The sequence below is a fragment of the Lysinibacillus sp. NPDC059133 genome, assembly GCF_042755925.1.
Classification (GTDB): Bacteria; Bacillota; Bacilli; order Bacillales_A; family Planococcaceae; genus Lysinibacillus.
In genome coordinates this window covers 13,873-36,277 of sequence record NZ_JBHZDH010000056.1, presented here as the reverse complement: position 1 = coordinate 36,277, position 22,405 = coordinate 13,873, and the positions used below count along the sequence as shown (strand labels likewise).

General features: G+C 36.9%; 9 protein-coding genes and 2 pseudogenes. 5 read left to right on the top strand and 6 right to left on the bottom strand.

What is annotated here, in order from left to right:
- Positions 1-72 precede the first annotated feature (72 nt).
- The 5 genes and pseudogenes from csaB to ACFXN8_RS21990 form a co-directional block, all read right to left on the bottom strand.
- Positions 73-1,155: a polysaccharide pyruvyl transferase CsaB gene (gene csaB / locus ACFXN8_RS22010; RefSeq protein WP_386847664.1), complete on the bottom strand. Its 1,083-nt coding sequence runs from the start codon at positions 1,153-1,155 to the stop codon at positions 73-75.
- Positions 1,155-2,909 (bottom strand): annotated as a pseudogene (locus tag ACFXN8_RS22005) (DUF5693 family protein); the annotation flags it as partial. The pseudogene ACFXN8_RS22005 and the gene csaB, both read right to left, overlap by 1 nt.
- Before the next feature lie 189 nt (positions 2,910-3,098).
- A pseudogene (locus tag ACFXN8_RS22000) lies at positions 3,099-4,646 on the bottom strand (putative polysaccharide biosynthesis protein); the annotation flags it as partial.
- Entirely contained in the window at positions 4,643-5,383 is a 741-nt protein-coding gene (locus ACFXN8_RS21995) for a WecB/TagA/CpsF family glycosyltransferase (protein ID WP_386847663.1), read from the bottom strand. The gene ACFXN8_RS21995 and the pseudogene ACFXN8_RS22000, both read right to left, overlap by 4 nt.
- A gap of 535 nt (positions 5,384-5,918) precedes the next feature.
- Positions 5,919-7,790: an S-layer homology domain-containing protein gene (locus tag ACFXN8_RS21990; RefSeq protein ID WP_386847662.1), complete on the bottom strand. Its 1,872-nt coding sequence runs from the start codon at positions 7,788-7,790 to the stop codon at positions 5,919-5,921.
- Positions 7,791-8,393: 603 nt separating this feature from the next.
- On the opposite strand from ACFXN8_RS21990, the gene ACFXN8_RS21985 reads away from it, so the two are divergent.
- Together ACFXN8_RS21985 and ACFXN8_RS21980 are read left to right on the top strand one after the other, a co-directional pair.
- Positions 8,394-11,693, top strand: a complete 3,300-nt coding sequence (locus ACFXN8_RS21985; protein WP_386847661.1) for an S-layer homology domain-containing protein — start codon at positions 8,394-8,396, stop codon at positions 11,691-11,693.
- A gap of 909 nt (positions 11,694-12,602) precedes the next feature.
- Positions 12,603-13,034, top strand: a complete 432-nt coding sequence (locus tag ACFXN8_RS21980) for a tyrosine-type recombinase/integrase (RefSeq protein WP_386847660.1) — start codon at positions 12,603-12,605, stop codon at positions 13,032-13,034.
- Between the two features lie 379 nt (positions 13,035-13,413).
- Here ACFXN8_RS21980 and ACFXN8_RS21975 read toward each other — a convergent pair whose 3' ends face one another.
- Positions 13,414-14,253, bottom strand: a complete 840-nt coding sequence (locus tag ACFXN8_RS21975) for a copper amine oxidase N-terminal domain-containing protein (protein ID WP_386847659.1) — start codon at positions 14,251-14,253, stop codon at positions 13,414-13,416.
- Positions 14,254-15,229: 976 nt separating this feature from the next.
- Between ACFXN8_RS21975 and ACFXN8_RS21970 the strand changes: the two genes are divergently transcribed.
- From ACFXN8_RS21970 to ACFXN8_RS21960, 3 genes are all read left to right on the top strand, one after another.
- Positions 15,230-17,116 (top strand): stalk domain-containing protein, encoded by a 1,887-nt coding sequence (locus ACFXN8_RS21970; protein WP_386847658.1) that lies wholly within the window; start codon positions 15,230-15,232, stop codon positions 17,114-17,116.
- A 440-nt stretch (positions 17,117-17,556) separates the two neighbouring features.
- A complete protein-coding gene (locus tag ACFXN8_RS21965; protein ID WP_386847657.1) occupies positions 17,557-19,446 on the top strand; it encodes a copper amine oxidase N-terminal domain-containing protein in 1,890 nt (629 codons plus the stop codon).
- A 71-nt stretch (positions 19,447-19,517) separates the two neighbouring features.
- A complete protein-coding gene (locus ACFXN8_RS21960) occupies positions 19,518-22,013 on the top strand; it encodes an S-layer homology domain-containing protein (RefSeq protein WP_386847656.1) in 2,496 nt (831 codons plus the stop codon).
- Positions 22,014-22,405: the final 392 nt, after the last annotated feature.

Genomic DNA, 22,405 nt, shown 5'->3' with positions numbered 1-22,405 from the left:
AACACATATATATGGTTATCGTGTGATAGTAGATGTGTATAAGAGACAGCAATTATGCCGAGGCATAATTGATTAACTGCCCTTTGTGAAAGCCTCTAATGCTAATTTTGCTGTCGTCTCTGCAGCAGCTTGGAGCCCTTGGACTTTTTGATGCAGGTTTTCTTGGATGGTCGGTAATTGTTCAAGTACTTTTATAGTTTGTTCAAACAATAATGTCCCGTCCCAATCATCCACTTCAACATGTCCAGTAATGGGTTGGTTTACAATTTCAGCAAATGCATCGATTTTCGGATCGTAAGAAATCGCTATAAATGGGGTAGAGTGGATGGCTGAGAAAATTAATGAATGTAATCTCATACCAATTAGCAGTTTAGACTGCCCAATCACCGCAATTTTTTCTTCGATCGATAGATCAGCAGGGGCTATGATACTCTTTTCTTGCATAAGTGCTGCTACTTCTTGTGAAGACTTTGCATCGTGCTCACCATGCATCGGCAAGAAGACAATCTGTTCACCATGGCGTACTAATTGATCGAGGCTGTCTGCTATTTTTTGCTTGTAATTTACTGTTGATGGCCAGTCACGAACACTTATAGCGATATAAGTGCTCGTTGATAATGACGCATCTGCTAACCAATTAGTATGGAAGGTGCTACCGTTAAGTCCAATCACCGGATCGGGTACCACCAAAGCCTCGTTTTTGACACCAATCTCTGTTAAAAGAGATTGTGAGGCTTTATCTCGTACTGTTATTTCTACCTTATTAAAGGCTTTACGGACAATAAATTTACTTACAGGATGATTGATTGGACCCATACCTTGAGCGTATACAAATACAGGTTTTTTTAACCATTTTGCTATTTGAATAACGCCCGCATAGTAAGGAATCGTCTTCATTCCTGTTTGGTCTTGCATGAGGCTACCGCCACCACTGATGAGCCCATCTGCTGTTTTTAGTACTTGTCTGATTTCGTTCATTTTCCAACGATTCACGGCCTTCACACCATATGTTTTTTCAGTGGCCGCTGGATTATTCGATAATACCGTAATGTCTATATCACTTTGAAGTTTTCTTAGAGCTTGGATAATGGAAAGTAGTATCGCATCATCGCCAACATTATCGAATCCGTAGTAGCCAGACAATACAACATGCATTATGTCCACCTCGCGATTGCTTTAGAAATAAAACGGTAACCGATCTTGAAGATAAAGATAAACACTAGTCCTACGACAAAACCAAGTGAAACGCTATAAAGTGTACGTAATGCGGACACAGCAACAGGGATGTGTAAATGTGTAAAGGTATTAACAATAGACAAGAAGCCAATAACACCTGGTATTAGAAGGAGACTGCCCCATTTTCGATTAATGCCCATCACATATAGCGCTAAAACAAAGAATGGGAAACCAATTAAAAATTCCTTCGTTCTTGGTCGAACATATAGGATATTTTCAAGCCATTGTCTAAATACCAATTCTGCATTACTAACGGAACCAGAGTTACCTGTTCTACTGATATAGAATAATCCTACTCCTGCAACGACAATTAGCAGTAAAACATGCCAATATTTTAAATCTCTATTTAATAATGTAACGGTATTTGAAAGTGTTTTCTTTAGATCTTTATCAACTAGACGGTTAAGTTCTAGTAGCACAAATACTAATACACCTGCGATTGGAACAACATAAACAAGCTTAACGCCTTTAAATGCTTCAAAGCCTGTCATAAATGCATTGCCATTTAATAATCCAATGACAATAACGATACCAATGATGCTAATACCTACTGCTTTTAAATATTGTAGTAAGATCGAAGCAATATTTTTAGAGCCCTTAGCTGTTTTAATGACTGCATACGTTGGGGCCATAACTGCAATAATTAACGCGAATGCTTGTAAGAACAGAGTACTTTTCAGAAGGAAGTACGCGACAGCTAAAGCACTCATGAATACAACTGCTGTTATACGAAGAGGCATCCATTTCACTAGTTCTGAGATAAGGTAAATAAATACGATACCTGCTAATAAGACAAGTGCCGTTACCCATGTTGGGACTGCAACAGTATCAAATAGTTTTGGCGTGCCAGACTTGAAATGATTTGGCATCTGCTTTTGAACACCTGTTAAATAATCAACTGTTTCCGCCAAATTTTTCTTAGCATTACCTTTTGTTTTAATATGATAGAAGATAGATCGAATATTTCGCTCTTTTACTGCGCGTGTTGTACGATCAATGCTTGCATTAAGCGTTAACTTTGTCTCTCTATTTACATTGATGCTATGCAAGCGAATCATATTATAGTCTGTACTTTTTGCAATCTTGTCTTCGCCCTTAAGGGGATTGCTTTCAATTGTGTAGAAATAATAGCCAGCCTTACTTAGCTGTTCAATCATTTCATTACCTGACTTCTGTCCAAATCCGATGGCCTCATTCCCTGAACCAAGTAAACGGCCTGCAGAGGCATCTTTTAATTCAAGCAATTGCTTAACGATTTTTTCGTTGGCCGCTTTATTGTCTGCATTCTCTACTTTAAAGATGAGGGACAGATCATGCTTGTTGATCATCTCCATTGCAGGTTTATCGTAACCAATTGGTGTTTTTAAATCATAACGATGGTTTGAACTCGGAAGGAAATAGAAAGACTCATCTCCTATTTGTACTTCTTCAGGCTTCATGCTGTCTTTAATGAGTTGTTGATAGCTTGCGTTTTCAGGAACGCTAATATAGTATCCACTCTTATTGACATCAACAGCACCTTTATAAGGTGTGAAACGTAGTTGTGCTGCTAATTCATTTTCATCGTAAATGGAAATCAGGCTTTGACGTTCCATTTCCTTTAATGTTAAAGGCTCAAGGCTAACGGTTGTAAGCCCTGCATCTTTTAAAGAGGAAAGGATTTTATCCATTGTTAAATCGCTTTCCTTGTTTACTACTTGAATTTCATCATAAGGAATCACTATTTCATAGGCATCATTCGATTGCTCAGCGTTCCACCTCATCATGATTCCAGGTGAAGACACGACGAGCAATAGGATGACAATTCCCCAAAGCCATTTCTGTTTCGACATAAATTTTCTACCTCTCTTATTTATGAAAACCTTTTTCCCGATAATCGGGATTTTCTTTAAATCTTGTTCATTAATGGCATTCATTAACCATAATAATAGGAAATAAATAACACATCCAATTGCAATTGCAACAGCTAGATAACCCATTGCCCACGTTCTTGACCACTTTTCAATATCAAACCAAAGTGTAGGCAAACCGACTGCAGCTCCCATTAGGATAGAAGATAGGATGATTTTGATCGTATCTTTTCCAAGTACGGTGAAGCGAATTGCACGATAAATAAAAATAGAATTTACAATGAATAAAACAAAGTAAACAAATAATGTTGCATAGGCTGCCCCATCTAATTCGAACGCTTGGATAAAGAAGATATTTGAAAATATCTTTAGTACAACACCACCAAGAATGATGATAGCTCCAGTTTTGGCAGCATTCATCCCTTGTAAAATACCTGTACCAAGTAGTGTCAGAGATGTAAATACAGAGCTAAGGTTAATAATTGCTAACATTAAGCTTCCCTCTAAGTCTGTGAAAAGAGCGAGGTTTAAAGGTAAGGTTAATGCTAGTAACCCTAAAGCAGCTGGCCAGGAAATAAGATGGGTAATACGGTGTGTTTGCTCAATAATCCCACGTGTTTCATCTAATTTACGTTCTGCTAGTTTTGTCGTAATTAGTGGAACAAGCGGTAATATGATAGAGGATGCAAAAACAGTTGTAATTTGAACAAGCGTTAATCCTCGACCATAAATCCCGTAAAGGAAATTAATTTCACTTGAGTCAGCACCAGCACTTCTTAAGCCATACGTTACTGTAAAGGAGTCAACAAAGTTAAAGAGTGCCATTGTGACAGAACCGATGGCAATCGGAATCGATATTTTTAAAATTGTCTTACCCCAGAGTGAGAAATCGTTAAATTTATATTTCTCTTTGCTGGTTACTTTTACAGATGAACGGAAATATTTAAAGCGTAAATAGAAGAGAGATGCAACAGCCCCAAGTACAGAGCCTGCCATAATACCCCCAGCGACAATATCATTGGAATAATCCATTGCAACTAGGAAATAGGCAACAATTAAAATTAGAGCAACACGCACTAACTGTTCAATTACCTGAGAAATCGCAGTCGGACGCATATCCCCATAGCCTTGGAAAAATCCTCGATAGACAGCCATATAAGGAGCAATGAGCAATGTAAGAGCAACAACAATTAACGCAATTTTTGTTGATGGGCCTCCTAAAGCATTTGCGATTTCAGTTGAAAAGCCATAAATGATTGCAAAACTTAAGACGCCAAAGCATAGCGCTAGGATGCTTGCTGTGACATAAATTTTCTTCACTTGATCTGTGTCTTTTTTTGCATTGGCCTCCGCAATAAGCTTCGAAATGGCAATAGGGATTCCGGCAACCGATAAATAGAGTGCCACCATATAGACTGGATACACTAAACTGAATATACCAAGTACCTCATCGCCCGCTATATTTTGTAGCGGAATTCGAAAAATACTACCGATGACTTTAGAAAGCAACATAGCAACTGTTAGGACAAGAGTACTTTTGACAAATGTGGACTGACTCATTTTGGTGCTCCCTGGCCTTTAAATTTTAATGCGAAAACCTTTAAAGCAAATCGAGGAAGGACAAGCATTCTTCCAAAACGACTTGGCTGACGAAGCAGTCGGTAGAGCCATTCGAGATTTAATTTTTGCCAGATCATAGGAGCTCGTTTGACTGTTCCTGCAATAACATCAAAGGAACCACCAACACCGATAAATACACCTTTGCTAAATTGACCTAGATTTTCTGTAATCCATTTTTCTTGTCTTGGCACACCTAGTGCAACAAATACAAGATCAGGCTGTAATGCAGCAATTTCATTCGCAATATCATTTTTGTTCCAATCAAAAAATCCATCATGATAGCCTACTACGTCCACATTTGGATACGTTTGATTAATATTTTTCACAGTCTTTTCGAGCGTTTCATTTTGTGCGCCTAACAGATAAATCTTAAAGCGCTTTGTATTGCCCACTTCTAAAAGTCGTACCATCGTGTCGTAACCAGTAACACGCTCCGGAAGCGGATCACCAAGTATTTGTGCAGCTTTTACAACGCCGATACCATCTGCACAAATGTAAGTAGCTTGTTTCAGATAATTCATGACAGTAGGATTTTCATTTGCCTGCATCACGACTTCGGGATTTGCTGTAATAACGAATGTCTTTTCTTCATGTTCAATACGATTGACGAGTATATCAACAAACTCTTGCTGATTACTATGTAAAAAGGGTACGCCCATAATCGTTACATGCTTCATATAGTGTTCAAACCTTTCTTTATTCCTTTTTCACTTCTTTCAGCGGGGGTTTGGACACCCGCTGAAAGAAGTGAAAGCCTCCGGCGGATGTCACGGAATCGGAAAGGAGTTCTTTGTGCAGGCACAAAGTCGATTCCGGACGCAATTATGCCGAGGCATAATTATCTGCAATCTATCATACCACAAAAGCAATATTGACAGGAAATTTTCGGTGATGGATGGGCATTGTGTCAGGAGAATAATATTGGGTGAATTGTGAAGAAGAAGGGGGAAGGGAAACGCAAAATGCATGTTCAATTTTACAGTGATGAATATATTACCTTTGCCTTTCATAAGGCGGTAAAAGTAATAATACAATATGGTAATATAATTCTTGAAATTTGAGTTTCTTCTATTATATATAGCATATAAATGTTATAGAGGAAATAAGCGTATCATCATGGGGGGATTTTTAATTTTTCGCGGATTTAAACAATTGAATATACATAAAGAAAGAGTGCGAATAAAATGATTCGCACTCTCTTGCTTTATAAACCTATTTTGAATCGAGTGATTTGTTATTCACAATATAATCACCATAAACCCATCCCGTTTTGCCATTATAGTTCACTTTATACCAGTTACCGTTTTTTACAAAATCACCATTAGCATCTACAACACCAATGATAAAGCTCTTTGGTTTTACAGTACCTAAAATGGAAGACGTAGTAGATGGCTCGCTTCTTACATTTAGCGTGATGTTCATATCGACAATCTGCAATCCATTTTTCAGACTTGCATATTCTTTAAATAGCCAACCTTCTTGTCCATTCACTTTGACTTTGTACCAACCGCCATTTTCACCGAGCACAGTGAACGATGTATCCTTTGGTAATTTCGTGATGATGGAAGAAGCATCCGCTGTATTCGGATAAGTTCTCATATTTAGGTCGTCAACTGTAGCCTGTCCAGTGGCCCCAGCTAAAGCTGTATCTACTGCATATTGCTTTGCAGGAGTAGGTAACGAAGTAGGGGAAGACTGGTTTTGATAGACAGGAACGTCAAATACTAAGTTAGTCGTAGTATTGGCACCCGTTAATTCATACATGTCATAAATCTTTTGCGCTTGGAGCACTGCCCACATGACATGTGTTGCATACTGATGGACCGTTGGGTTTTCAGGATTCCAACGCATTTTATACAATGTGTCTTGCCCTTTACTAATATATTGATCTTTCACAAATTGTGCCCCACCAATAATCGCATCCTTGATCGTGAACCAGCCATTTGTATAAGCTCGTTCAGCTCCAAATTTATTGGCGTTTGCATCAATAGCTCCAATGCCATATACATTGTATGTTTTCTTAATAGCAGTTAGGCTATTTCGATTTTCAGTCGTGACCATTACTGCTTTACCTTCCTTATCGAGACCAACTTCAATACCATTTGCTAGTGCTGAAGCTGCATTGCCTGTTTCATGCAATGCATGTGATAGCAAATAGATGGCATTGACATTATGATCAACACCGGCCTGAATAAAGGCGTCTGCTGTACCGACTAAGCTTCCTTTATTATAAAGAGCTTTGTCGTTGATCGTTTTTGCATTTAGATTCGTCACAGCCGTCGATAATTTTAAAAATTGATAATAGGACGGACTATCTTGAATAAAACTTTTAGGGTGTACATAGTATGACACTAGTGCCTCGCTAGCTGTGAAAACGCCAGCACCATCTACTTTTGGATTATTTTTTGCCTGTTTATCCACCACAGCCTTGTAGTCCTGTGCGTAGTTGGTAGTAGTATATTGCTTGCCACCAACTTCAGGTGCATCTAAATGTATCAATCGATAGAGTACAGTAGCTGACTCAGCACGTGTTGCTTGGGCAAGTGGCGCAAATGTATTGTTCGGCTTACCAACAATCAGCCCTAACGACACGACTTCTTGCACATCGGCATAAGCCCATTTAGCGATACTAGCATTGTCATTAAACTTAAGAGGGGAGGCAGTCGTCTTGATGTTTTGGTAATCGAGTGCTCTTTTTAGCATGGCAGCCATTTGCTGACGATCAATGTTATCGTTTGGATCAAACTTTCCATTTGCATTGCCTTTGACTATTTGATAATGACTCGCCTGCTTTATGACATCGTAATACCAATCTCCTTCACGTACATCCGAGAAGTTAGGTTTCGTAGATACTTCTGGTAAGTTAAGTGCTCTTACGAGAAATGCGGTGAATTCAGCACGAGTGACGGAATCATTCGGGCGATAATTACCTGAATCATCACCTTTCATTAAATCGTGTGTAATCAGATAGTTCATTTCATAGTAGGCCCAATGCTTAGAAATATCTTCTGCAGCTACATTTGTAGGTGCTAAATAGAACATCGCAATAAGCATGGCCCCGAAAATCGAGAGTTTACCTTTCATTCTTTAAGCCCCTTTCAATAGTTGATAATATCCTATCAAACTATTAAAAGTGTAGCATAAAAATAGGGTATCTATTGTTACAACATGGAAACAGGTCCATTTTTACCGTAATAATAATGAAGTAAAATACATTCCTCCTTTTGAAATCGCGATATATATTTCTGTTTCTTTACAATTATGACTAATTATTTACGGAAGTCTTTAATATTTGACAATTTCGTATCTATTCCAGAAAATGCTTGGATAATGTTGAGAGTCAGGTATAATAGGTAATGGTTCTATATGTTACCAGCCTGAATAAGGCAAAAACATTGGGGTATAGTGGATACCATAATATACCCGGTAAAAAAACCTTCTATATCTAAATTTATGTCATAATGCTTGAATTTAGAGAAAGATAGTGTTATATTATTGTGGAAAGTGAATAAATTTACTAGAATGGTATTCTAATACTCTTTTTCTAGTGAATTTTACTAAAAAAATTTGCTTGTAGTTTTTTTTATTATTCAAGGAAGCTATAATACATACATTTAGGTTAAGCAGTACTATAGTTTTCGTGAGGATAATACCAATTTTAAGGAAATGTTAGGGAGGAATACAATAATGGCAAAGCAAAACAAAGGCCGTAAGTTTTTCGCGGCATCAGCAACAGCAGCACTTGTTGCAGCAGCAATCGTTCCTGCAGCATCAGCAGCAACAACAATCAAGGATTTCGACAAAGTTTCAGATTGGGCAAAAGAAGATGTTCAAGCTTTAGTTGACGCTGGAATTATCTCAGGGGATGAAAAAGGAAACTTCAACCCAACTAAATCAATTACTCGTGCAGAAACAGCTAAAATCTTCAAAGAAGCTTTTGAATTAGAAGCTGAAGGCGATGTAGATTTTAAAGACGTTAAAAAAGACATTTGGTACTATGATGCAGTCGCAGCTGTTGTAGAAAACGGAATTTTTGATGGTCTAAGTGCAACTGAATTTGCACCAGACAAAAATTTAACTCGTTCAGAAGCAGCTAAAATTCTTGTAGAAGCTTTCGGATTAGAAGGTGAAGCAGATCTTAAAGATTTCGCTGACGCTTCAACTGTTAAACCATGGGCTAAATCTTACCTAGAAGTTGCTGTTGCAAACGGCATCATCAAAGGTTCTGAAGTAAATGGTAAAACAAACCTAAACCCAAATGCATCAATCACTCGTCAAGAATTTGCAGTAGTATTCTCTCGTGCTCTTGAGATTGATGAAGAAGCAACTGTAAAAGTTGATAAAGTTGAAGTAGTTGACGCTAAAACTTTAAACGTAACTTTAACAGATGGTACTAAAGAAACTGTTACTTTAGAAACAGCTTTAGAGCCTAACAAAGAAACTGAAGTTACTTTCACAATCAACGATGTTGAGTACACAGCTAAAGTTACTTACGTTGTAACTACAGCTACAGCTGTTAAATCTGTATCTGCAACTAACCTTAAACAAGTAGTAGTAGAGTTTGACGGTAAAGTTGACCCAGCTACAGCTTCTGAAGAAGGTAACTATACTATTACTGGTACTAACGATCCTGTAGTTGATACTGCAGTTGTTGCTGAAGATGGTCGCTCTGTAACTTTAAATCTTGTTGGTCAATTTGAAAACCAAGCTTCATATAAATTAGCTCTTAACAACATTAAAGCTGGCGATAAAGTTTTAAATGTTAAAGATGTAGCTTTCAAGCCACTTGACAATACAGTACCAACTGTAGCTAAAGTAGAAGCTTTAGGTAACAAAACTATTCGTGTACACTTCAGCGAGCCAGTTAAAGCTGCTCAAACATCACAATTCCAAATTGATGGTAAAGTAGTTGTTGGTTCAATCCAAACAAACTTAAACACTGTAATCATTAAATTATCTTCTGCTTTAACAGATGGAGAACACACTCTAACTGTTGAAGGTACTGAAGATTACAACAACTTCAAAACAGTGAAAGCTGACACAAAATTCAATGTTGTTGAAGATAAAACTGCTCCAACTGTAGCTTCAGTTGTAAGTGCTTCATTCGAGAAAGTAGTACTTAAATTCTCTGAGCCTGTAGAGCAAGTATTCGCTTCTAACATCTACTGGATGCAAGGTGGAGCTAAAAAACAAGCTACATCTGTAAAACAACTTGCTGATGATAAATATGAATTCACATTTACTGGTGACAATAAACTTGTTTACACAACAGATTTATATGTTACTAACGTAAAAGACTTCTCTGGTAACGAAATTGCTAAAGATACAAAAGTACAAGTAACACCTGTAATCGATCAAACTCGTCCAGAAGTAATCAGCTCTACATTTGTTAAAGATTCTAACAACAAACAACTTGTTATTAAATTCACAAAATCACTAGATAAAGAAACAGCTAAAAAAGCTGCTAACTATGTGATTAAAGATAAAGATGGTAAAACACAAGCAATTTCTAGTACTGTTGATGTATCAAAAGATAAAGAAGTAACAATTACTTTACTAGGTAATTTAAAAGATAATACTGATTACACATTAAGTGTAAATGGTGTAAGTGATGATACAACATTGAAAAATGTAATGCTTCCATACACAACAACTTTATCAGTTAAAGATGTAACACCACCTGAATTATCATCTGTTACTCGTTTAAACGATAAACAACTTTATGTTGCATTTAATGAAGCAATGGCAACAAGTGGAGACGGTTCAATCGTTGATACAGATAAATATACTTTTACTACTCCAGATAACACAAAATTAACAATTGCATCATTTAATGTAACTCAAGATGCAAAAGGAGTTATTCTTAACTTCACTAAAGATCTTCCAGCATCAGGCTCTAACTTTAAAGTTAAAGTACAACTAGTTAAAGATTTAGCTGGAAATTATTTAAATGGATTACATCAAGAATTAGCTGTTGCAAATCAAACTGATACTAAAATCGATACAGTTAAAGCAACTGCAAAAAATAAAGTTGAAGTAAAATTCACTAACCCAATTCAATCACTAGTTCAAGGTGACTTCACTGTAGAGGGTTCTGAAATTGCTCATTCTGAAATTTCTACTGATGGTAAAACAGTAACTTTCACATTAAAAACAGATTTACCAGAAGATGTACTAAATACTGCAACTCCACCAGCTGCGCTTAAAATTACTGTTAAACCATCTCCATCAACTGTTGATGTATTAGGTAAAAAAATCACAGGTGAAACAAGAGATATCACTGACAGAATCAAAGCGACTGTTAAACAAATTACAAAAGTTGATGGCAAAGACAATCAAATTAAAATTACTTTCAATGAAGCAGTTACTCCATCTGCAGGTGCAGATTCTGATTTCGAAGTAATTAATAATTTAGATGAAAAAGATGATGTTTCTGTAGTTACAGTAACTCAAGGAGATGCTAAATCTCTTATCTTAACTTTAGATAAACCATTAGTTTCTGCTACAGTTTCAGCTAAAGATGCTCGTTTCGTTAAAGACGGTGCTGGTAATGTAATTGCTGATATTGAAAAAACTACTGTAGAATTAGATAAAGATGGTGCAGCTCCAGCTGTTGTAACACTAATTACTAATGCAACTACACAAGCACAAATTGAAGCTGCTAGAACAGCTTATGACGCTTTAACGGCTGCTCAAAAATTATTAGTAACAAACGAACCAGCTCTTCAAACTAAAGAGCAAGGTTTAGTAGATGGAGTTACATTAAAAGTTACAACTGCTTATACTGCAGCTAATGTAGGAACAGCAGTTGTTGTAGATCCTCAAGCAGGATATACTTATGCTATTACAGGTTCTACTAATACAGCAGCTATTGCAAATGACGGTAAAGTTGTTGCTGCAGGTACTGCAGAATTAACTTACACAGTTACTCACACTGCTTCTGGTAAAGTAGCTACTAAAAAAGTATCTGTTACTGTTGGTGCTTAATTAAACCAAATATTACTCTATAAGCTGATATATTCAGTGAAATGAGTGAATATGAAAACCCCATGTCTTGCATTTAGCAGGAACGTGGGGTTTTCTTTTTAATTGTACTTCCGATTGACAGGTGAAAGTCCCGTTCTTGTAAACAGTCGATCAACAAGTACCTAATCCTTCTGTGTTCCATGCTTTGCTGAATTACACAAAAGGGATAAAGTTAAGAAAAGTCGTACTCTGATGGGATTTTTAAAAGACTTCTACGGCTAGGCAGACGAAACCATCTAAAAAAGGTAAGCTAGTATATGGCGCAAAATTAAGCTAGGAGCTCACTGTAAATCACTGCTTTGGAGGGGGCGAAGAATTAACTGTTAAACTGGTCATTCTTATACCTGGATAGTGGGAAACCAAAGGAATTAAAACGAGAGAAGGTAGCAACCCATAGAAAACCTTGATTGGCTAAATGCCTTTCAAGGTTTCTTTTTTTGAGGAACTATCTAATGCTGAGTAATCCCTTTCAATATAGGAAATAAGGATAACCATTGTTATTTTAAGACGATGTTTATAGATATGCCTATAGATTATATTTCGAATGAACATTTAAAACTTTCCTTTTATATAACTATCCCATTTTAAATTATAGGTTTAAAAAATATAAATTTGGTAAATAACTATACTAATTTATTAACCTGAAAGGAGTTAAAAGACTAAAAGTGACACAGAAATACTGGGAAAGCACTCGAGAAGATATCCCGATATTAACAAGAACAGTTATGAATGAATATTTATTGAGTTTAAAGTTGACTAATAAAGCAGAAGCCACTATTACAAAATATCGATGGATACTAGAGAGATTTTTTTCGGAGTGTTTAGTTTCTTTGGACGAGTTAACATCCATCGGAGGATGTACTTACATGGTTGAATAAGTTTTCAGCTGGCAAAAATACAAAAACATTAAATCTCTTTTTATCTACTCTTTCTTCTTTTTTTCAATTTTGTCTTGAGGAAGAGTATTTAGAAAACATGGTAATGAAAACAAGATGGAGACTTAAAATACCTCAAGGATTACCTAACTATTTAAATGAACAAGAGTATGCTCAGGTGAAATTGGCCGCAGAAAAATTACCTCTTCGTGACCGAGCGTTAGTTCTTTTTCAATTTTCTTCAGGATGTAGGAGGGCAGAAGTCGCGAAACTATGTATTGAAAATGTTAATTTGGATCGCAGAACAGCTGAAATACTAGGAAAAGGGAATAAATACAGACAAATACATTTTTCGGTGGAATGTGCCATTATTTTAAAAGAGTATTTATTAACTAGAACATATGAAAAAAAGATCCTTTATTTATGAATAAATTTGGTAATAAGCTTCAATCGAATGGAATCTATATGGATCTATAATGTTGTTAAAAAGCTAGGGGAAATGGCGGGACTTTAAGAATGCCTAAAATAAAAAACAAAAGAATAGCCCCTATCAGAACTAATAGAGGCACTAACTAAGAAGTAAAGCCGATACTACAACTGGGATACCGATTAAGCTGAATCATGATCGATTTCCTGAAAATCTTGAAGTTCAAAAATAAAAAGAGCGTATGGTACGGACCCACCTTCAGCAATGAATAGGCAAAGATTAGATTTCATGGGTACAGTAAATATTATAAGAAACGATACCATAGCCCAAAAATATCGTGTTTCGCAACAGCGTTGTTAGATGTTTATTTTCATGGATATCATTTTAAATGATTTTTATTGATTATTTCCTGTACTGTAGTTTTAATATTGCGATCATATTTTATATCTTTAAAAGTACCAGTATATGTCTTTTTATAAGATCCGCTATTTATATCGTATAGTTCGATAGTATATTCACCTGAAGCCTTACCATTAGCAATAGTTCCATCTAAATACATATAGGCATCATGCGCATTAGCAAATCCTGTACCACCGTTTGATACTCGAACGGTATGCTGAGAAAAGAAGTCTCGAGTATTATCTAGGTATGAAGTAAAGATAAAATCACTTACAACTTCACGTGAGGAATTAAATATATCGTCTTCCTGATAATAACGGTCTTCCGAAATAAGTTCTAAATTTAGAGTTTGTAGATTCACAAAATAGTATCTATCAGCAACTTCAAATGTTGTAATATAAACTGTTTTCGTTTGATTATTCCAATCAACCATTGCACCAAGTGCTTCACTAATAAAACGAAGAGGTACTAGGGTTCTACCATTAATAATCTGAGGAGCAACGTCTAAAGCAATCTTTTGCCCGTTAACAGTGGCAGTCTTGCTACCAATGACTAAACCAATTTTTTTTGTACCGCGAATAGCTGTAATTGATTTTGTTTTTGCATCCCATTGTACTGTTGATTCTAATTCCTCGAAAATTGTTCGCATTGGTACTAAAGTTCGTCCATTAATAGATACTGCGCCTTGGTCAAATTGTATAACATCACCATCAATTTCTACTTTAATAGCAGTTGCAGCTTCTGCCGAAGGGGCGAATGAGAAACTAATTAAACATAAAATAAGTGCTAGAGTAAGTCTAGATGTAATTTTTTTGATCACTTTAAATCTCCTTTAATCATAATTAAATTGGGTAAATAATAGATTGATTGTCAGCTAATATCGCTGATTTAAACCGACCGACCCCATACCTTCAATCTTTGTAAGGTGTAAGTTTGTTTTAAAGGGGTGGTTTAATGAAGGACCATTGATAGTCACTTTTGAGGTGACCTGAAGCCTAATTCTACTGTTGCTTGCTGGACACTTTTATTTGTCTTTGACATGTGAGTGAGTTCTTTGCCGTTCCTTAACGCCTTGCAATTATTTCTTCTAATTCTTCATTTATGTATCCAACCTTCCTCTAACGCTTATTGTATTTATTATATAAGTGTTCCTCAAGTATGAGTATTTTCCTCCAGTAGCATAATTTACCTATGTGTTGCTGTAAGAAGGACTTCTACCCTTAATCGTTTGCGCTGTGCACATTATATTGGTATTAATATCGTAGAAAGAAAGAGTTCAAGGGATCAACACCTACTTGGTGAGATGCTACGGAATGTTTAATAGTGCTGAGTGAGAGAAGTCTGTCGGGGAGAAATAATCGGCAGACTTTTCTTCTTTATGTAATCAGCAAAAGTTATGTATGACATGCGAGTGAAGCGGCTCATCGGACGCCCCCAGGAAGCTCTGCTCTGCGCGAAAGCGAAGCGTCAGCGGCAAAGCGCCCAGTCGGAACGGAAATCAACCACACGTTATGCTGATGAGCTATTTTTCTTGAAAGCAGTTTCTATGTTTCCCCTGAATGATTCGTAATTTGGTGAAAACTATAAGAAGAATGAACACACATAAGAGATGAATAGAAGTATTTCATAGGGGCTTGAAAAACCCTTAAATCACTATGAAGCTTTTGCAGGGATGTGGTTTAGGCATACAGTACCTAATTCTACTTTTTTCGATAAGAATGCCACATTTTGGGCTTTCTTCGTGTTAATATGGTAAATAGTAGTTAGTAAATTTATGTAGAAAAAAGGAGATAAGGATGTTAAACAAACTAAAAGCTTTTTGTATGGTAGCGGCTCTTGTTTTTGCTTTCATATTGTCTGGACAAACCTCCGCGTCAGCTGCTACTGACAAAGGAATTCAGATACGAAATAATGTGACGATTAATATCGATGGTGAAACGATTCAAATCAATGATCCCATTTTAAGTAAAGCGGATCATCTTCTTTTGCCGATGAGAGCTTTGTATGAGGCGATTGGTGCGAGTGTTGACTGGAGCAAGGAAAACAATACTGCCACAGCTTATCGCAATGGCAAAGTTATTAATTTAACAATTGATTCAATGACAGCCTTAGTAGATGGGCAAGAGGTTGAAATGGACGTTGCACCACTCATCTATAAGGATAGAACATATATGCCATTGCGCTTTGTTTCTGAAAACTTTGATGGAAATGTCGCTTGGGATCCTGATACACAAACTGTTACTATTTTATTAGATGATTCTTCAGAGAAACCTCAAGAAGATCCATATATCTTACATGTAAATAATAAGCGTATTGTAATGGATGATCCAATTGTTACGAAACAATCTAGATCTTATATTCCTGCTGATTATTTATCTGATTATTTAGCGGATTCTGCAGGTAATTGGCTGCCAGATAAATCATTTGAATTACAAATTGCTGGCATGAGCCTTGTCTTCAAAGACGGTAGTAATAACGTTTTGATCAACAATGAATCTGTAACAATAGAAGAACAGCCGTTTATTCAAAAAGGAAAAATGTACGTTCCTATTACTTTTGTGGTCAATACATTGGGCGGAAACCTACGTTATATTAGCGAAAAAAGAGAAATGTATATTTATGTTTATCGCTATATGTATACAAGTGACTTCCTAGAAAAATCTTTTGGTACTACATCATATCCTCAACCTGTTCCTTCTGCTCGTTTAGAAGGAGATCGTGATTTGATGGTCAGTGATAATCCAGAAAATTTAACGCACAGTCTACTACCTAAATCAAATGCTACGCTTGCACAATATCAAGTTAAATCTACTTCAGCTACTAATAAGCATCGAATATTTGGCTGGCATTTAAATAAACTTGGAACAGAAGTAAAGATTGGTATTACGATCGAGAATACTTCAAGCTCTGAAAGTATTAAAGTAAGCAGTTCTAAAGGTATTACTCAAATGTCAGGAAATAACTGGATAGGTCATGATATTGGGTTGTCGATTGCAGATGCAACGTTAAATGGAAAACTAAAAAGATCTGATAGTACTGGTATTGTTATCGCACCAGGAGAAACAAAGGTTATTGAAACACTAGAGTTGTTCCCCGATTATGTCGTTGGATTTTTACATGATATAGATATCCAAGCTGTTAATGGTGGAAGTACAGATTATATGATTCGAACAGTATTAACGAAGAGTAATAGTGATTTAACAAAGATCAAGACGGACGCTGTGGCAATTGATGAATATGCGAAGCATCCACGAGGTGCTTGGCCGAGTGCTACTATTCTAGCAGAACTTCCAGAATATACAGTAGATACACAAGAGGTAGGTTATAACCTATCAAATGGAAGAACAGATCATTTGCTAACGACAGAAAATTCTCTGTCACAAATCAATGGTGCATTGGGGAATCCAGGTCACTTCGGTATGAACTATAAGGTATCGATTCCACTTGTTAATGATTCAGGAAAGACAAAAACGATCAAGGTTAAGTTAACTGGTCGAGGTGGCTTATATAGTGGAGCAGTGAAGTTCAATGGCAAAGTGTACTTAGTACCTGCGTTGCGAACAAGCTCAGAATATGTTGAATTTGAATACAAGATGAAGGGTTCATCTGACAAGATTGAATTAGAATTAATCCATGCAGGTGGAGTAAATCTTCCGGTAGCTATTTATGTAGAAACAAAATAAATGAAGTCCCTGGCACGAATCTGTTTTTTACAACATCTTCGTGCCAGACTTTTAAATGAAGAAATAAGAAAACTAGTAGCAATTGTTGTACTATTTTTCGTATTAATCAAAAGCCTTTTCTAACATCTCCGAAACGAATACATTGGGCGAGAACCAATCGTATACGGTTTGATTTCACCATTAAAGCTTTTCTCCAAATAATTTAAACTCCGTCATGTTCATATTCCATTTTTCATTTGGTGCTTTTGCTTTAATTGGTAAGAGATTGAAAGAAGAAGTTCACAGAGCCTTGGAAAATCCTAAGATTTCCATGCAACTTTTGCAGGTATAGGGTTTAGGTTCCAGTACCTAATTCGACTTTTTTCGATACCAGCACCACTTTCTGGACTTTTTTCATGTTAAGATAACCTATAGATTAATTATGGAAAAAGGTGTTTAAGATGTTTAGTAAATTTAAGGCTTCATGTATGATTACCGCAGTTGCTTTGGCTACGATATTGCCTGAACAAGCCTCTGCATCAGCTGCTAGTGACAAGATTCACATAAAAAATAATGTTTCTATTCATATCAATGGTGAGACTCTCCAAGTGAATGATCCGGTTTTAAATAAATCCGATTATCTTTTTTTACCGATGAGAGCTTTGTATGAGGCGGTTGGTGCCAGTGTGGACTGGAAGAAAGAAACACTTACTGCGTCAGCCATTCGAAATGACAAGTCAGTTAATTTAACAATTAATTCAAAGACTGCCTTAGTGGATGGACAACAGGTGCCGATGGTTGTTGCACCATTTATGTATAAGGATCGTACTTACATGCCATTGCGTTTCGTCAGTGAAAATTTTGGTGGTAACGTGAACTGGAATCCTACTACACAAACTGTTGATATTTCCTTAACAGATGAGACGCCAGGGAAACCTCAAGGAGACCCATATATTTTACATATTAATAATCAACGCATTGTGATGGAGGATCCAATTATTGTAAAGCAATCGAGATCCTATATTCCGGCTAATTATATATATGAAAACTTAGAAGATTCTTCTGGCACGTTGTTACCTGATCAATCGTTTGAATTGCAAATTGCGGGAATGAGCTTTCTTTTCAAGGAAAATAGTAACCAAGTTCTAGTAAATGATGAAGTTGTGACAATGGAAGGGAAACCATTTATGCAAAATGGAAAAATGTATGTTCCTATTAGTTTTGTTGTCAACGCTTTAGGTGGAAATTTACGTTATATTGAAGATAAAAGAGAATTGTATCTTTATGTCTATCAATATATGTATACAAGCTCCTTCCTTGAAAAATCTTATGGTGCTACATCAAAGCCTGGGATTGTTCCTTCTGCTCGTTTAGAAGGAGATCGTGATTTGTTGATTAGTGATAATCCAGAAACGTTAACGAACAAGCTGATTCCTAAATCTAATGCTACACTTGCCCAATATCAAGTGAAAGCAACATCAGCTGCAAATAAACATCGAGTATTTGGCTGGCATTACAATACGCTAGGGACAGATGTACAAATCGGTATTACCGTTCAAAATACTTCTAGTACTGAAAGCATCGAAGTAATCGACTCCAAAGGGACTAGCCAACAAACGGGGAATAGCTGGGTTGGCCATGATATTGGTTTAACCATTGCGGATGCAACGTTAAATGATAAGCTTAAAAAATCTAGTAGTAAAGGGATTGTCATCGCACCAGGAGAAACAAAGGTGATCGAATCCTATGATTTGCTTAATGACTATATCATTGGATTTTTACATGATCTAGATATTAAAGCTGTCAATGGTGGGACTCCAGCGTATACGATTCGCACAGTATTAACAAAGAGTAATAGTAATTTAACAAGCATTTTATCAGATCCTGTTCCGATTGATGTATCTGCGAAGCATCCGAGAGGTGCCTGGACGAGCTCTACTATTCTAGCAGATCTTCCTGCTTATTCAGTAGATTCACCAGAAGTAGGCTATAACATTTCAAATGGTAGTACAGACCATTTCCTAACAACAGAAAATTCACTGTCACAAATCAATGGTGCAATAGGGAATCCTGGTCATTTCGGAATGAACTATAAGGTGTCGCTTCCACTTGTTAATCAAACTGGAAAGGCAAAAACGATCAAGCTTAAATTAGCTGGTCGAGGCGGTATATACAGTGGTGCAGTAAAGGTCAATGGCAAAGTGTATCTAGTGCCTACATTGAGAGTAGGTACAGAATATGTTGAATTACCGGATTACAAGATGAAGGGTTCATCAGAAACGCTTGAGTTAGAATTCATGCATGCCGGCGGAGTAAACCTTCCAGTAGCAATTTATGTAGAAACAAAATAAATGAAGTCCCTGGCACGATTGTGTTTCACAACATGACTTCGTGCCATACTTTTTGATTCGGAGTGAAAAAATTGGCAAAAAAACTAGTAACAATTGTTGTAGTCTGTTTCGTTTTAATGCTAGCAGTAAATCCAAGTGTTGCAAATGCAGCTGTTTTTGATAATAAAATAAAAGAAGAAAAGAAAGAAGTATCGCCACAAGTAACACATATACAGCAAACCTATAGTTCTAATTCTATTCGTGAGTTTGTCAATGTTTTAGATGTTAATTTAACTAATACATATACAAAACTTGAAGTCGGTGTACCAAAACCTATTAACTCACTTCAAACAACAACGAATATGGCGAAGCAAAACACATATGATGGACATCGTGTTGTTGGGGCTGTCAATGCTTCGTATTTCCTAGGAAATGGTATGCCTGCCAACTTGTTAGCTGAAAAGAATGAAATTATTAACTATGGTATTTTGGGAGATACATATGAAAGTCCAACACAAAAGCCTGTTGCTTTTGGTGTATCCAAATCAGGGAAGGCGATCGCAGACTATTATTCTACGAATCTATCCTTTCAAGTAAATGGTAAAAGTTATCCGATTGATCTTATCAATACAGAAAGAACGACTGATAAAACAGTATTATACACACCTGATAAAAAAACAACAGGGTCAAATAATTGGGGTGTAGAAATTGTTGTCTCAAATGCTAGTCAAGATATGAAAGTATTACATTTCGGAGATCGCCTTTCAGGGACGGTTTCAAAGGTAACGGCGTATGGTGCAGAAGGGAATTCAACAGTACCATCTGATGGTTTTGTTATTTCGGTGCAAAATAAAGAGCTGGCAACTGAACTAAGCCAAATTACTGCAGGGACAAACATTGATGTGAATCTATCTATTGATGAAAAATGGATGGACGCTCAATTTATTTTAGCTGCAGGACCTATGTTAGTGAATAATGGTAAGGTAGACATTTCTATGCCAACGAATTCTGGATTCGCTTCAGCGCGCAGTCCTCGTACTGCGGTAGCAGTAGATGCAACTGGTACAAAAGTGTTTGTTGTTACAGTAGATGGTAGATTAAGTGGTCATAGTAATGGCGCTAATTTAACAGAGTTAGCTTCGCATTTAATCTCAATGGGTGCTACTTCGGCCATTAACCTTGATGGAGGCGGCTCTACAGCGATGGTTGTTCGAAATCCGGGCGGCTATTTTGCGAACCTTGTGAACGTTCCTTCAGATGGTGGTGAGCGTCGTGTATCAGCCATTTTACAGGTTGTCAATACAGCGCCACCAGGGAAAGCAAAATCCATTACGTTAAACAATGTGAACCAAGTCATGAAAGGTTCATCCGTTGATATGAAAGTGGCTAGTGCTTACGATCAATACTTAAATCCTATGACCATCAACCCATCTAAGATGAACTGGTCGGTTGAAGGCAATATCGGTGAGATGAACGGTGCAACCTTTACAGCTACGCAAAAAGGGGAAGGCAAAATTATCGGTGAGTATGATGGTGTGCGAACATCCACAACTGTGAAAGTTGTAGATTTATCACAAGAAAAACCTATTTTACTAGATAGCTTTGATAATGCTTCATCATGGACAGTGGAAGTTGCGAAAGCAAATGCTTCCATCACAAATTCTAAAGACTATGCTAGACAGGGAACTGCTAGCTTAAAGTTAAATTACGATTTTACAACAGCAGGATCCGATACGAAAGCAGCTTATATGGTAGCTAAATCACCGATTCCTATTACTGGAAAACCAAATAACATAGGCGTTTGGGTATTTGGAGATGCTGGAAAGCAATGGCTTCGTGGAGTGCTTGTAGATGGTTCAGGAGCAAAGCAGACAATTGATTTCACTAGCCAAGGCGGTATGGACTGGAATGGTTGGAAGTATGTCACTGCGAAAATCCCAAATGATGTTACACTACCATTGAAATTCGAACGATTATACGTTGCACAGCCTACAGCCTCTCTTCAAAAGAAAGGTCAACTGTATTTCGATCAATTACAGGCTGTGTATCAAGACAATCATGAGGAATTAGTCTACACAGATGTAGCGAAAGGTTATTGGGCTTTTTCAGATATCCAAAGTTTGTATAATAAATCTCTTATAAAAGGATACGAGAATGGAACATTTAAACCAGAAGCGTCCATTACACGTGCAGAGGCAGCGACTATTATTGCAAGGGCTCTCAATTTAACAACAACGAAGGCTCCAAGCTTTAAAGATGTCAGCAAGGACCATTATGCATACAGTGCCATTGCTGCTGTAGAGCAAGCTGGGATTATTAAAGGGCAAGAAGTAGGGAAGTTCAACCCGAACGGACAGCTTACACGTGCTGAAATGTCGGCGATTTTAACAAGAGCATATAAATTAACAGGCTCAAGTAAAGTAAACTTTACAGATGTTAAATCGACGCATTGGGCGTATAGCGATATCCAAGCGCTTGTAGCAAATAACTTAACAGGCGGCTTCCCAGATAATACATTCAGACCAGACACACAAATTACGCGTGCACAATTCTCAAGCTTCTTGAATAGATGCTTATCATTAAAATAATAAAAGCACATATGACAAAACCCTGTAGGATTGAAACTACAGGGTTTTGTCATTTTGCAATGTTCTAGCATTTAAAAGCATTTGCGGCTGACGCTTCGCTTCTGCACATAAAACATTCATTGCTGAGCTATTATTACTATAAACTAGGAGATACTCGCTAAGTGAACTAGTTGATTGGAGTGGAGACTGAGCGACATAATAAAGTAAGAAGATTCACGCACAGTTTTGTGTGTGAATCTTTTTTTGCTCTTGGCAGGTGGATGTCGATAAAAATTAAAAGTTGGGTGATAAAACGTAAAAGTTAGTCGATAAAATTCAAAAGTTGGGTGATAAAACGTGAAAGTTAGTCGATAAAATTCAAAAGTTGGGCGATAAAACGTAAAAGTGTTCCG

Excerpts from the sequence above, each read along its gene's own strand:
- csaB (WP_386847664.1), bottom strand. The coding sequence starts at position 1,155 with ATGCATGTTGTATTGTCTGGCTACTACGGATTCGATAATGTTGGCGAT.
- ACFXN8_RS21995 (WP_386847663.1), bottom strand. The coding sequence starts at position 5,383 with ATGAAGCATGTAACGATTATGGGCGTACCCTTTTTACATAGTAATCAG.
- ACFXN8_RS21990 (WP_386847662.1), bottom strand. The coding sequence starts at position 7,790 with ATGAAAGGTAAACTCTCGATTTTCGGGGCCATGCTTATTGCGATGTTC.
- ACFXN8_RS21985 (WP_386847661.1), top strand. The coding sequence starts at position 8,394 with ATGGCAAAGCAAAACAAAGGCCGTAAGTTTTTCGCGGCATCAGCAACA.
- ACFXN8_RS21970 (WP_386847658.1), top strand. The coding sequence starts at position 15,230 with ATGTTAAACAAACTAAAAGCTTTTTGTATGGTAGCGGCTCTTGTTTTT.
- ACFXN8_RS21965 (WP_386847657.1), top strand. The coding sequence starts at position 17,557 with ATGTTTAGTAAATTTAAGGCTTCATGTATGATTACCGCAGTTGCTTTG.